This is a genomic window from Xylophilus rhododendri, assembly GCF_009906855.1.
GTDB lineage: Bacteria > Pseudomonadota > Gammaproteobacteria > Burkholderiales > Burkholderiaceae_C > Xylophilus > Xylophilus rhododendri.
In genome coordinates this window covers 1102113-1116463 of sequence record NZ_CP047650.1, presented here as the reverse complement: position 1 = coordinate 1116463, position 14351 = coordinate 1102113, and the positions used below count along the sequence as shown (strand labels likewise).

Genomic DNA, 14351 nt, shown 5'->3' with positions numbered 1-14351 from the left:
CATGTCCGAAGAAGCCCGCCTGGCCCTGCTGGCCTTCCTGACCCAGCGCTACGACGAATTGAAGCGCCGCCTGGCCCGCCACCTGGGCAGCGGCGAACTGGCCGGCGACGCCCTGCAGGACACCTGGCTGCGCCTGGAACGCCTGGAGAACCAGGCGCCGGTGCTCAACCCGCGCGCCTTCCTGCTGCGCATGGCCGCCAATATCGCCATCGACCAGCAGCGCAGCCACAGCCGCGCCCTGCCGGCCGACGAGGCCGAGGCCCTGATGGACCTGCCCGACCATGCCCCCGGCCCCGAGAAAACCGCCGAGGACCGCTCCGAGGTCGAGCAGCTGATGAAGGCCATGCGCCGCCTGCCCGAGCGCCGCCGCGCCATCCTGGTGCTGGTGCGCTGGGAGAACCTGCCGCACAAGGAGGTGGCCGAGCGTTTGGGCATCTCGGTGCGCACGGTGGAGCACGAGCTGCGCAAGGCCCACGAGTTCTGCGCCGCCGCCACCGGGCGCCCCAAAAAATAAGGCGGGGATTCTCCACGCCGCAAACGTCTATCTGGTGACATGAACCCCTTTCTGTCCACATCCGACACCGCCGACGCGCTGCAGCAGGAAGCGCGGGTGTGGCTGCGCCGGCTCTCCGGCGGCCAGGCCACGCAATGGGACGCCCAGGCCTTCCTGCGCTGGCGCGAGCGCAGCGCGGCGCACCGCACGGCCTTCGCCGAGGCACGCCGCCAGTGGCAGGCCCTGCAGCCGGCCGCGGGCGAGCTGCTGCGCAGCGATCCGGCCCTGCAGGCGCTGCTGCGGCCGGCGCGCCAGCGGCCGCCCGCGCGGCGCCGCGCCTTCCTGGGGGCGATGGCCGGCGGCGCCGTCGCGGCGGCGGCGGCCGGCATCGCGGTGAACTATCCGCCCGCGCAGTGGAACGCCGACTACCGCACCGCCACCGGCGAGCAGAAGTCGCTGCGCCTGGGCGACAGCGTGCAGGTGGTGCTCAACACCCAGACCAGCGCGCGGCGCCAGGACGGCGGGCTGGAGCTGCTCGAAGGCGAGGCGGCCGTGGACCTGGCAGCAGACCTGGCCAACGGCCGCCAGCCCTTCTGCATCGCCGCCGGCAGCGGCCGCAGCCTGGGCGCCGCCGGCCGCTTCGAGGTGCGTTATCTGGACGGCCGGGTGCGTGTGGCCTGCATCGACGGCACGGTGCGGCTGGAGCATCCCGGCGGCAGCCGCCTGCTGCAGGCGCGCCAGCAGGCGGTGTACGACAGCGCGTCCGTCAGCGACGTGGCCGCCATCGACGCGGCCGAGCTGTCGGCCTGGCGGCACGGCGAGCTGGTGTTCCGCCAGGTGCCGCTGGAAAAAGTGGTGCGCGAGATCAACCGCTACCGCCCCGGCCGGGTGCTGCTGGCCTCGCAGTCGCAGCGCCAGAGCGCCGTCAGCGGCCGCTTCGCCATCGCCCACCTGGATGCCGCCCTGCTGCAGATCCAGCGCTCCTTCGACCTGCGTGCCAGCACGCTGCCCGGGGGCCTGCTGATCCTGGCCTGAGGCGGAAAAAAAAGGGAGGGGATTCCGACGCCGGCCGGCGTCTTATCGGTAGCGGGGCCGGCGGCAGCAGACAGCCGGCCGCCATCACATCGACTGACCACGGGCGGGAATCCAGATGAGTACGAGCAGGCGCGGCGACAGCAAACCTCAGGCAGCACCGGCCCGCAGAGGCCTCTTCCGGCTGACCCCCATCGCCCTGGTGGTGGCCGGCGCCGGCCTCTTCGGCAGCGCGCAGGCGCAGCAGGCCTTCAGCAGCGCCTGGTTCGCCAGCAAGGGTGCGGCGCAAGGCGTGGCGGCCAGCACCGGCCTGCTGCCCAACGGCCTGCCGGCTTCCACGCTGGGCAGCCCCGTCGCGCAGCAGCAGGCCTCGCGTGCGCAGCTGCAGCGCTCGCTGGACAACCTGAACCTGGCCGCGCAGGCCATCGCCGCGCAGCAGGCGGCGCAGGCGGCGGCCCGGCAGGCCGCGCTGGGTGCCGCGTCCACAGTGCCGGACGGCCTGGGGGAGGGCGGCCTGAAGGTCGACACCAACAGTCTCACCGCCGGCTGGAGCAACGCCAACGCACCGCAGCAGACGGTGGCGGACGGCCAGACCACGGTGGCCATCCAGCAGACCGCCGACAAGGCCATCCTCAACTGGGAGACCTTCAACGTCGGCAAGAACACGACGGTGCAGTTCCAGCAGCAGAAGGACTGGGCGGTGCTCAACCGCATCAACGATCCGCTGGCCCGGCCCAGCCAGATCCAGGGGCAGATCAAGGCCGACGGCACGGTGATGCTGGTCAACCGCAACGGCATCGTCTTCTCCGGCAGCAGCCAGACCGACACCCGCAACATGGTGGCCGCCGCCGCGAAGATCGGCGACGAGCAGTTCCGCCAGAACGGCATCTACAGCACCCAGGCCGGCGGCGCCTATGTGCCCAGCTTCACCGATGCGGCCGGCGCCGTGACGGTGGAGGCCGGCGCGCGGCTGAACACCGCCGCGCCGGAATCCGCCACCCAGGGCGGCGGCTATGTGCTGCTGCTCGGCCAGCAGGCGGCCAATGCCGGCACCATCACCACGCCGCGCGGCCAGGTGCAGATGGCGGCGGGCGATTTCTTCGTGGTTCGCGCAGGGCAGGGCACGGCGGCCAACCAGACCTCCACCACCCGCGGCAACGAGGTGGCGCCGGGCTTCAACGCCCAGAGCCAGGCCGGGCGTGTGGCCAACACCGGCCTGCTGCAGGCGCCCGAGGGCGACATCACCCTGGCCGGCCGCACCGTGGTGCAGGACGGCGTGGCCCTGTCCACCACCACCGTGGACACCCGCGGCACCATCCACCTGCTGGCCTCGGCATCCGACGCCGCCTCCAGCGTGCTCACCACCGCGCGCGGCCTCAACGCCATCCTGCTCGACGACCAGAACGGCCGCACCGCGCTCGACAGCCAGCGCAGCGCCCTCATCGACGAATCCGCCCGCATGGACCTGGCGCGGCGCAGCCTGGTGCCGGGCGTGTTCGACAACCTCTCGCGCCAGGACGACCGGCGCGACCTCTCGCGGGTGGAGATCGTCTCGGGCGGCGACGTGCTTTTCGAAGGCGGCTCCACCACCCTGGCCACCGGCGGCCAGGTGGCGGTGAGCGCGGGGCGCAGCACCATCGCGCAGGGCGCCCGGCTCGATGTGTCGGGCGCCGTCGGCGTGCAGGTGGCCATGGCGGCCAACGACATCGAGGTCGACATCCAGGGCAACGAGCAGCGCGATTCGCCGGTCAACCGCGACAGCGGCGCGCTCAACAACACCACCGTCTGGATCGACCGGCGCCGCCTGGTGCATGTGGCCGCCGGCGTGGGCGGCGATGCCGACGAGCGCTGGTACACCGCCGGCGGCCTGCTGGAGGTGGGCGGCTACCTGGGCCTGCAGGGCCACACCATCGGCGAATGGGCGGCCGGCGGCGGCAGCGTGGCCTTCACCGGCGGCGCGCTGGTCAGCCAGGCGGGCTCCAGCATCAACCTCTCGGGCGGCACGCTGGACGTGGCCACCGGCACCCTGCGCCAGAGCTGGCTCAAGGGCGCGGACGGCAAGCTCTACGAAGTCTCGAACGCGCCGGGCGACATCGCCTACACCGGCCTCTACCGGGGTTTCGAGGACACCCACACGCGCTGGGGCGACAGCGCCACCGCCTATTTCTACAACCCGCTCATCGGCCCGGAAAAACGCCTGGAGAACGGCTACACCGTGGGCCGCGATGCCGGCCAGCTGATCGTGGCCACCCGCTCGGCGGTGCTCGAAGGCGACATCGTCTCCACCGTGTACCAGGGCGCCCGCCAGACCGACAAGGCCGATGCCACGCTGGACGGCTACACCCAGTCGCAGGACGCCGCGCCGCTGGCCGCGCAGCTGATCCTGGGCAGCTACACCACGGCCTTCAACACCGATGCCACGCTGGGCGCGGTGGGGGTCTTCCACAACCTGGCGCCGGTGGCCGGCAGCATCCTCTTCGGCCAGGTGCAGGACATCGCCGCGCAGATCGCCACCGGCGCCGCGCTGCCGCAGGAGCGCATCGCCACGCTGATGCTCGACAGCGCGCGGCTCGACGGCTTCGGCCTCGGCGCCATCGTGGCCGCCGCGCAGGATGGCGTGCGGGTGGACGGCGCCCTGTCCGTGGTGCCCGGCGGCAGCATCGCCCTGCATGCGCCCCAGGTCACGGTGGATGCCGGCCTGACGGCGCGCGGCGGCTCCATCGCCCTGGGCAATGTGCTCTCCACCCTCAGCGAGGCGGGCGTGCGCACCGACCAGCTGATGACGGCCGGCGCCGGCCAGCCCACCGGCGTGGCCATCGGCAACGGCGCCATGCTCGACACCCGCGGCCTGTGGACCAACCTGCAGCTGGCGCCCGACGACGGCCACCTGCTGCCCTACATCGACGGCGGCGCGGTGGACATCCGCAGCGCCGGCGGCGTGAGCCTGGCGGCGGGCAGCAGCATCGACAGCTCCTCCGGCGCCGCCCTGCGCGCCGACGGCTCGCTGCAAGGCGGCCGCGGCGGCGATGTCACCGTGGTGGCCGGCTACGCCGCCAATGCCAGCGACAGCCTGATCGACGCGCCGCTGCAGGTGGACGGCACCATCCGCGGCTACGGCGTGAGCGGCGGCGGCACCCTCACCCTGGGTTCCGGCACGGCGGTCGGCATAGGCGCCGGCCTTCCCGGCGCGAACGGCACGCTGCAGGCCGGCCAGACCACCCAGGTGCAGCTGCAGCTGGGCGCCGACTACACCGTGCATGCCGGCGACACCATCCCGGCCGACTTCCTGGTCACCCTGCGCGCCATCGCCGCCGGCCAGACGCTGACGGCCGCCACCACGCCCCTGGCCAGCAGCAGCGCGCCGGTCACCGTGGCCGCCGCCTGGGTCGTGCCCACCGGCAGTTATGTGCAGACCGCCGCCGGCGTCTACTGGTTCGCCGGCAGCACCGTGCCGGCCGGCAGCAGCCTGGTGCGTTTCGGCGGCCCGCTGCCTGCGGGCTACACCATCCCGGCCGATGCCTTCCCGGACGGCCTGTCGATCACGCCGGTCACCACCCGTTATGCGGCCGGCGCCGTCGCCAGCGCCGACCTGCTGCTGCCCGCCGGCACCGTCGTGCTGGCCGGCAGCACCGCCGCGCAGGACCTGGCGGTGAAGGCGCCCACGGTGCTGGGCACCGGCTTCTTCGACACCGGTTTCTCTCACTACGCGGTGCAGGGCCGCGACGGCCTGGCGGTGGCCCCGGGCACCGAACTGGCCGTCTCCATGTCGGTGCTGCTGGCCGACCTGCCGCGTGCCCAGGCGGCCGCCACCGGCAGCGAGCCCGGCGCGCTCTTCTCGGTGTGGACGCCGCCGCTCTACGCCGAGGATGCGGCCCACGCCACGCTCACCCAGCGCGGCGGCGCCAGCCTGTCGCTGCGGGCCGGCGCCGACCTGGCGGTCAACCAGGCGCCGTTGGTCATCGGCGAGGGCGCGTTCGTCTCGGTCGATCCCGGCCAGGCGATAGACCTGCGCGCCGACGGCCAGCTCACCGTCGAAGGCCGGCTGCAGGCCTGGGGCGGCAGCATCTCGCTGGCCAGCCTGCCCGGCACCACCGCCGGCCAGCAATACGACCCGGGCCGCTCGGTCTGGATCGGCGAGAACGCGGTGCTCGACGTCTCCGGCCACGCTTATGTGGCGCAGGACAGCCAGGGCCGCGCCTACGGCGTGGCGCCGGACGGCGGCAGTATCACCGTCGGCAACAGCGATGCCTATCTCATCGTGCGGCCGGGCGCCTTGCTCGACGCCTCCGGTGCCGCCGCCCAGGTCGATGCGGCGGCCGGCGGCCCAGCCACCGAAGCCTCGCGCACCGTGGCGCTGGCCAGTGCCGGCGGCAGCATCGAGCTGCATTCCAACAACGGCATCGTGCTCGACGGCACCCTCAAGGCCCAGGCCGGCGGCGCCCAGGCGGCCGGCGGCTCGCTGGCGCTGTACCTGGACAGCCGCATCTACCAGTCCCTCACCGAGACGCTGGACGACTCGCTCAACCGCCTGCACACCATCACCCTGGTCCAGCAGGCCGGCCCGAGCACGCTCGCCGCCGACCTGGCCCCGGGCCAGCGCGATGCGAACCTGCTGTTCGGCGACGCGGTGCTCGGCGCCAACCAGGTGCAGGCCGGCGGCTTCTCGGCGCTGACGCTCTCCACCCACGATGCGATCCGTTTCCAGGGCGACCTGGACCTGTCGCTGGGCGGCAGCCTCAACCTCAAGGGCGGCGTGCTGACGGTGGCGTCCGGCACACCGGACGCCCAGGTGCGCCTGGCCGCCCCCTACATCCGCCTGGACGGCGGCAGCTGGGACGCACCCGCGCTGATCACCGAATTCCAGCCCGGCTTCTTCACCCCCGTCGCCGGCGGCTACGGGCCCTCCGGCCACAGCTCGCTGACGCTGCAGGGCCAGCTGATCGACCTGTACGGCGCCTCGCTCTCCGGCGCGCGCGGCCAGCAGGGCACGGGCACGCTGACCGGCGGCAGCAGCATCCCCCAGGTGTTCGACGTGCTGGGCGGCTTCGCCGACATCGTGCTGCGCAGCAGCGGCGACGTGCGCCTGGCCGGCGGCCTGACCACGGCCGGCAATATCGAGGTCGATGCCCAGCAGCTCTACCCCATGAGCGGCCAGAACGGCGCCCTGGTGGCCGGCCTCTACGTTCCCGGCGTCAGCGGCAATCCCATCGCCCAGGTCGCGGCCGACAGCCAGCTCGTCATTCGCGCCAGCGACGGCCAGGTCGCCCGGGGCGACGCGCCGGCCGTGCCCTATTCGGCCTTCGGCAACCTGATCCTGATGGGCGGCACGGTGGACCAGGGCGGCGTGGTGCGCGCCCCGCTGGGCACCATCTCGCTCAACACCATCGGCGGCGCGGGCGCCACGCTGGGCACCGGCTGGCAGGCCATCATTCCCTTCGAGGCCAACCTGCTCGATCCCAAGGTGGTGCTGCGCGGCGGCAGCCTGACCTCGGTCAGCGCGGCCGGCCTGGAGATGCCCTTCGGCGGCACGGTGGACGGCGTGAGCTACAGCGGCGCCACCAGCAGCGGCGCCTACCGCACGCAATACGACCTGGCCGACACCTATGTCTCGCGCGGCGACAACGGCGGCAACAACCGGCTGGACCAGGGCGTGCTTTCCACCGGCGTGAGCATAGGCGCGGCGCAGCTGATCGGCGAGGCGGGCGCGGTGATCGACCTGTCCGGCGGCGGCGTGCTGCACGGCGAGGGTTTCGTCTCCGGCCGCGGCGGCTCGGTCAATGTGCTCAACACGCCCCTGGCCAATGCCAACCCGGTGATCTACGGCGCCAGCCAGGCCGGCAGCCAGGTCTATGCGCTGCTGCCGGGCTACCAGTCGGCCTATGCGCCGGTGATCCTGGACAAGGGCGCGGGCGACCCGGCCGTGGGCACCCAGATCCGCATCGGCGACGGCGTGCCCGGCCTGCCGGCCGGCACCTACACCCTGCTGCCGTCCAGCTTCGCGCTGATGCCCGGCGCCTTCCGCGTCGAGCTGGGCGGCACCACCTCCCTGCGGGCGCAGGCCGGCGCGGTGGCGCTGGCGGACGGCTCCTGGTCCACCACCGCGGTGCAGGGCCAGGCCAGCACCGGCAGCTTCGCCAGCCTGCCCGCCCAGCTGCTGGTGACGCCGGGCGACGCGGTGCGCCACATCGGCCAGTACAACGAGACCAGCTTCAGCCAGTTCCTGCTGGCCCAGGCCGTCCAGTTCGACAAGCTGCGCGGCCGGCTGCCGGAGGACGGCAAGATCCTCGACATCGACCTGCGCCAGGACGACGACACCGCCAACCCGCTGCAGTTCGCCGGCACCGTGCTCTTCTCCGGCGTGACCACAACCGACGTGGCCGGCATGGACGGCTGGATGAGTTTGAGCGCCAACGCCCCCATCGAGGTGCGGCCCGCCACGGCCGCCGCCACGGCCGGCACCGTCTCCCTGGTCGACCGCGACCTCAACGCCTTCGCCGCCGGCACCCTGTCCCTGGGCGGCAGCTGGCGCTACTTCGACGGCACCACCAGCGCCGGCGACAGCCCGCGCATCTACTTCGGCAGCGACAACCTGCCGCACCCGGGCGTGACCCTGCGCGAGGGCGCTTCGCTGCGCGCCGGCCAGGTCTTCCTGGTGGGCGACCAGGTGAGGCTGGAGCAGGGCGCCGGCATCGACACCCGGGGCTTCGACGGCCGGGCCATCGATTCCTCGCTCGGCTACGTCTTCGCCAACGGCACCGGCGCCTCGGGCGGCATCGCCGTGCTGGCCACCGGCAACGGCTGGCTGGAATTCCTGCCCTCCACCGGCACCGGCAGCATCGCCGTGGCCGACGGCGCCTCGCTGCTCACCCAGGGCTCGGTGGTCTTCGCCGCGCCGGGCGGCCTGGACCTGGGCCGGGTGGACATCGGCGCGCGCTACCTCACCGTGTCGCAGGACCAGATCAACCTGGGCACCGACGCGAGCCTCGCCGCCGCGCAATCGGCCGGCGCCCTGCAGCCCGGCTGGAACCTCACGCAAGACGTGCTCGACAAGCTGCTGCGGCCCTCGGCCACCGCCGGCGTGCCGGCGCTGGAACGCCTGAGCCTGACGGCCGGCGGCGCCTTCAATTTCTACGGCTCCTCCACGCTGGACACCGGCGGCTCCACCGTGCAGATGGTGTTCAACACCCCGGCCTTCTACGGCTGGGGCGGCGCCAACGACGTGGTGCGCATCGCCACCGGCGACCTGGTGTGGAACGGCATCTCCACCGGCTCCGGCACCAGCTACGCCAGCAAGCCGCCCGCGGCCCTGCTGCCGGGCGGGCCGGGTTCGGGTGCGGGCCGGCTGGAGATCGATGCCCGCACGGTGGAATTCGGCTACGACGCGCTCAGCCAGCCGCAGAGCCAGGTGGCGCTGGACCGGGTGGTGCAGGGCTTCTCGGGCGTGGCCATCCATGCTTCCGACCGGGTCACGGCCAACCACCTCGGCTCGCTGACCGTGGGCGGCGACCTCGACATCGACACGCCGCTGCTGACCGGCCACGGCGGCTCGGACATGCGCTACCAGGCCAGCGGCCATATCGCCGTGACCGCGCCGCAGGGCGCCGCGCCGGTCGACACCGCGGCCATCACGGAACTGGGCGCCGCGCTCAAGCTGCAGGCGCAGACGGTGACGCTGGACACCGCCGTGGCCCTGCCCAGCGGCCAGCTCTCGGTGGAATCCACCGGCGACATCACGCTCGGCAGCCGCGCCGTGCTCGACCTCGCCGGCCGCACCGCCAGCTTCTTCGACGTGGACAAGTACAGCTGGGGCGGCGCCGTCGCCCTGCTGAGCGACAGCGGCAGCATCACGCAGGCGGCGGGTTCGCGCATCGATGTCTCGGCCGCGCACAGCGCTGCCGGCTCGCTCAGCGCCGACGCCCGCCAGGGCGCGGTCACCCTGGCCGGCACGCTGGACGGCCATGGCGCGGCCGGTTTCGCCGACGGCCGGTTCACCCTGGCGGCGGACCGGCTGGACAGCGCCGCCTTCGCCGACCTCAACACCCATCTCGACGATGCCGGCTTCTTCGAGGCCCGCAGCGTCTCGCTCTCGCACGGCGACCTGGCGGTCGACGGCCGGGTGAAGGCGCACGACGTGAGCCTGGCCGTCAACGGCGGCAGCCTGACGGTCAACGGCAGCATCGACGCCTCCGGCGACGCCCCCGGCCGCATCGCCCTGGCCGCCAGCGGCGACCTGCTGCTGGCCTCGGCCGCCGTGCTGGACACCCATGGCAACACCCTGGTGACGGACAGCTACGGCGCGCCCATCGACGCCTCCAACCGCGGCCGCATCACACTCACCTCCACCAACGGCACGGTGCGCCTGAACCCCGGCGCCACGCTGGACCTGCGTTCGCCCGACGGCATCGCCCGCGGCCAGGTGGAGATCAACGCACCGCGCACGGCCGAAACCAGCGGGGACGTACGCATCGAGGCCGGCGGCGCCCTCGACATCCGCGGCGCGGCCAGCATCGCCCTCAACGCCTTCCAGACCTACCAGCCGCCCGGCGCCGATGCCATCGTGCGCCAGGACAACGGCGACAGCGCCGGTGCACCGGTGGGCGCGGACGGCGTCATCGGCCTGGACCAGATCGACACCCGCAGCCGCCAGTTCATCGACGCTGCCTGGGCCAACAGCGGCCTGAGCGGCGCGGGCGGCCGCCTGGCCGGCCTGCAGGCCTACGGCGCGGCCTTCCACCTGCGCCCGGGCGTGGAGATCCGCAGCGCGGGCGATCTCACAGTGGACGGCGACCTGGACCTGTCCGGCTACCGCTACGGCCCCGGCGCCGACCCCGCCCAGCGCGGCTCCGGCGAGCCCGGCGTGCTGGCCCTGCGCGCCGGCGGCAGCCTGCTGGTGCACGGCAGCATCAACGACGGATTCCTGCCGCCGCCGCAGTCGCCGGACAGCGTGGTCTACGGCGTCGTCTTCTCCAACGAGACCCTGGCCGCGTCCTACACCGCGCAGGCCGGCGACATCCTCGGCGCCGGCTCCACCCTGCCCATCACCGGCACGCTGACGCTGGACCTGCCGGCCGCCGGCATCAAGCTCTATCCCAGGACGGGCACGCCGCTGAGCTTCGATGTGGTCACCGGCGCCACCATCATCGTCAGCAAGTCGGCCGTGACCAACCCCAACCAGGTGCTGGCGGCCGACGTCATCACCTCCACCGGTGTGCTCTACGCGGCCGGCACGCCGCTCAGCGCGCTGCCGACCATCCTGCCGGCCGGCACCACACTCAAGGCCGGCACCCTGCAGCTGGGCTCGGCGACGACGGGCATCTCCACCCGCAACGCCTTCATCCCGCGCGGCACCGCGATGGCGCTGCTGGGCACCGCGGCCAGCACCACCGTGGCGATTCCCTCCAACATCACCCTGGCGGCGGGCGACCAGCTGCCGGCCGGCACCTTCGCCAGCTCCATCACCGGCCAGACCGGCGCGCACGACATCTGGCCGCTGTCGGCCATGCTGGCCCCGGGCAGCCTCTCGTGGAGTCTGCGGCTGGTGGCCGGCGCCGATCTGGCCAGCGCCGACAGCCGCGGCCTGCGCACCGACGGCAGCGGCGCCGACCTGGTGCTGGACGACCCCTACCAGGTCAACATCAAAAGCTACGGCGCCCAGGGAGCACCCTCGCCCGGCGTGAGTGTGCTGCGCACCGGCACCGGCGACCTGGAGCTGTACACGGCCGGCGACTACATCCAGAAGTCCGCCTTCGGCGTCTACACCGCCGGCACGGCGCTGGCCGGCACCGGCGCCGGCACGGTCTGGAACGCGTCGCGCGAGCTCTACCCGGACCTCACCGGCGCCAACCCCGCCGGCACCCTGCTCGGCAGCCTGGTGCCGGATGCGGCCGGCTATGCCGCGGCGATCAACGACCAGCGCATGTGGTATCCCACCGCCGGCGGCGACTTCACCCTCTCGGCACGCGGCAACATCAGCGGCTGGCAGAACAGCGACTCGGAAGTCGTCGGCACCTGGCTCTGGCGCCAGGGCGGCGCGGAACTGGGCCAGGCCACGGCCTGGGGCGTCAACTTCGGCACTTACCTGGTGGACGGCATCTCGCAGTTCGCCGGCTACTCCAACCTGAACCTGGCCGCCTTCTCCGGCATGGGCACGCTGGGCGGCGGCAAGGTGGTGGTGAAGGCCGGCGGCAACATCGGTGCCGACGGCAGCGACTCCCTGCACAACATCGTGGTGGCCGCGGCCTCCAGCGGCCGGGTGGTCGACGGCCAGGTGCTGCAGACCGGCGGCGGCGACATCTCGGTGACGGCCGGCGGCCAGCTCTACGGCGGGCTCTACGCCGGCCTGCGCGGCGACACCACGCTGCAGGCCGGCAGCGTGGGCGTGATCCAGCAGCAGGGCTGGGGCGTGGCCGATGCCGACCCGCGCGGGCTGGACAACCACACCGCCTACTCGGCCCGCATGCGCCAGGGCGCCAGCTTCGCGCCCGGCGACGGCCAGCTGCGGGTGCAGGCCCTGGGCGACCTGGTGATGGGCGATGTGGTCGACCCCGGCCGCGCCGGCGAACGCCTGGAGACCCAGGCCACCCTGGCCGATGGCAGCACCGGCCGCGCGGCGGCCTGGTTCACGCTGTGGCAGGACAACACCGGCATCGAACTCTTCTCGGCCGGCGGCAACCTCTCGCCGCTGGCGGATGCGGGCGGCACCGGTTTCCTGCCGGCCACGCTGCGCGCCATCGCGCCGGGCGGCAGCATCTACTACGCGCCGCGCCTCTACAGCGACTACCTGATGCCGTCGCCCACCGGCCAGCTCGAACTGCTGGCGGGCGGCCTGATCTCGGGCCTGAACAACAACAGCGCCAGCAATTCCAGCAGCGCCTTCGGCCTGCTGGGCACCTCCGCCACGGCCATCGCCACGCCGCTGCGGCCGGGCTGGCGCGTGGCCGCGGCCGGCAGCAGCGGCGACAGCTTCGCCACCCCGCTGGCCAGCAACTTCTGGGCGGGCGTGCAGAGCCTGGAATCGATCTACGAAGTCAACTACGAGCCCTATAGCGGCAGCTATTCCGGCACAGGCGGCACGCCCTTCGTCTTCGGCCCGAACACCCTGAGCGACGACAGCATGGCCGGCAGCGGCACCGTCTCGCACATCTACGCCAACACCGGCGACCTGCTGGGCGTGCGCATCGGCGAGCTGCGGCATCCACCGTCCGCGGACGGCAGCGTGACCGACGACTACCTGGCCTCCAAGCCGGTGCAGATGGTGGCCGGCGGCGACATCGTCAACAGCGGCGGCCTGTTCGCGCACGGCAATGCGACCGATGTCTCGATGCTCGCCGCGGGCGGCAGCATCTACTACCGCGGCAACGGCGGCGTGACCGTCATGGGCCCGGGCACGCTGGAAATCTCGGCCGGCGGCGACATCTTCCTGGGCAATGCCGCCGCCTTCGTCAGCGCCGGCCCGGTGACGGCCGCCGACAGCCGGCCGGGCGCCGGCATCGCCGTGCAGGCCGGCCTGGGCGCGGGCCTGCCGGGGCAGGGCGCCAGCGATTTCGCGGGCTTCGCGGCGCGCTATCTCGATCCGGCCAATCTCATGGATGCCTCGCGTCCGCTGGCCGAGCAGCCCGGCAAGGTCGCCAAGACCTACGAGACCGAGCTGGCCCAGTGGCTGGCCGGGCGCTGGGGCTTCAGCGGCAGCGCGGCCGAGGCGCTGGCCTATTTCGACGCGCTGGCGCCGGAGCAGCAGCGCATCTTCGTGCGCCAGGTGTTCTATGCCGAACTCACGGCCGGCGGCCGCGAATTCAACGACGTGACCAGTTCCCGCGCCGGCAGCTACCTGCGCGGCCGGCAGGCGATCGCCGCCCTGTTCCCCGAAACCGACGCGGCCGGCCAGACGGTGCAGCGCCAAGGCGCGATCACGCTCTACCAAGGCACGGCGAACAATGCCGGCATCCGCACCGTGGCCGGCGGCGACATCCAGACGCTGACGCCCGGCGGCGCCACCATCGTGGGCGTGGAGGGCGTGACGCCCGCCGCATCCGCCGATGCCACGCCCGCCGGCCTGCTGACGCAGGGCGACGGCTCCATCCAGATGTACAGCCAGGACAGCATCCTGCTGGGCCTGTCGCGCATCATGACCACCTTCGGCGGCGACATCCTGGCCTGGTCGGCGACCGGCGACATCAACGCCGGCCGGGGCTCCAAGACCACGCTGGTCTACACGCCCCCGAAGCGCGAGTACGACAGCTACGGCAACGTGAAGCTCTCGCCCAACGTGCCCAGCACCGGCGCCGGCATCGCCACGCTGAACCCGATTCCCGAGGTGCCGCCGGGCGACGTGGACCTGATCGCGCCGCTGGGCACCATCGATGCGGGGGAGGCGGGCATCCGCGTCTCGGGCAACGTCAACCTGGCGGCCTTGCAGGTGGTCAACGCCGCCAACATCCAGGTGCAGGGCAAGAGCACCGGCATCCCGACCGTGGCGGCGGTGAACGTGGGCGCATTGACCAACGCCAGCGCCGCGGCCTCGCAGGCGGTGGTGGCGGCGCAGGACGCGGTGCAGCGCGAACGCGCCGCGGCCCGCCAGAACCAGCCCTCGGTCTTCACCGTGCGGGTGCTGGGCGCCAACGGCGCGCCGGTGGACGACAAGCCCGCATCCGCCACGCCCGGCCCTTCGGCGGCGGCCGGCTACGACGCCGCCAATTTCGTGCAGCTGGTCGGCCACGGCCAGGACTTCAAGCCCGAGATGCTGGCCCGGCTGAGCCAGGCCGAGCGGCGCCTGCTGGAGGCGGACCGCTAGCCCGCCCGGGACCGGCGCCGGCGCGGCGCAAGGGCC

Annotated in this window: 3 protein-coding genes; all 3 read left to right on the top strand. The window is 73.2% G+C overall.

The window, feature by feature from the left end:
- The first annotated feature begins 1 nt into the window (after window position 1).
- The 3 genes from GT347_RS04990 (at window position 2) to GT347_RS04980 (ending at window position 14315) form a co-directional block, all read left to right on the top strand.
- Window positions 2-514: an RNA polymerase sigma factor gene (locus tag GT347_RS04990; protein ID WP_160550913.1), complete on the top strand. Its 513-nt coding sequence runs from the start codon at window positions 2-4 to the stop codon at window positions 512-514.
- Between the two features lie 39 nt (window positions 515-553).
- Window positions 554-1528 (top strand): FecR family protein, encoded by a 975-nt coding sequence (locus GT347_RS04985; protein ID WP_160550912.1) that lies wholly within the window; start codon window positions 554-556, stop codon window positions 1526-1528.
- A gap of 115 nt (window positions 1529-1643) precedes the next feature.
- Window positions 1644-14315, top strand: coding sequence for a filamentous haemagglutinin family protein (locus tag GT347_RS04980; protein WP_160550911.1), 12672 nt, complete (start codon window positions 1644-1646; stop codon window positions 14313-14315).
- The last annotated feature ends 36 nt before the right edge of the window (window positions 14316-14351 follow it).

Excerpts from the sequence above, each read along its gene's own strand:
- GT347_RS04985 (WP_160550912.1), top strand. The coding sequence starts at position 554 with ATGAACCCCTTTCTGTCCACATCCGACACCGCCGACGCGCTGCAGCAG.
- GT347_RS04980 (WP_160550911.1), top strand. The coding sequence starts at position 1,644 with ATGAGTACGAGCAGGCGCGGCGACAGCAAACCTCAGGCAGCACCGGCC.
- GT347_RS04990 (WP_160550913.1), top strand. The coding sequence starts at position 2 with ATGTCCGAAGAAGCCCGCCTGGCCCTGCTGGCCTTCCTGACCCAGCGC.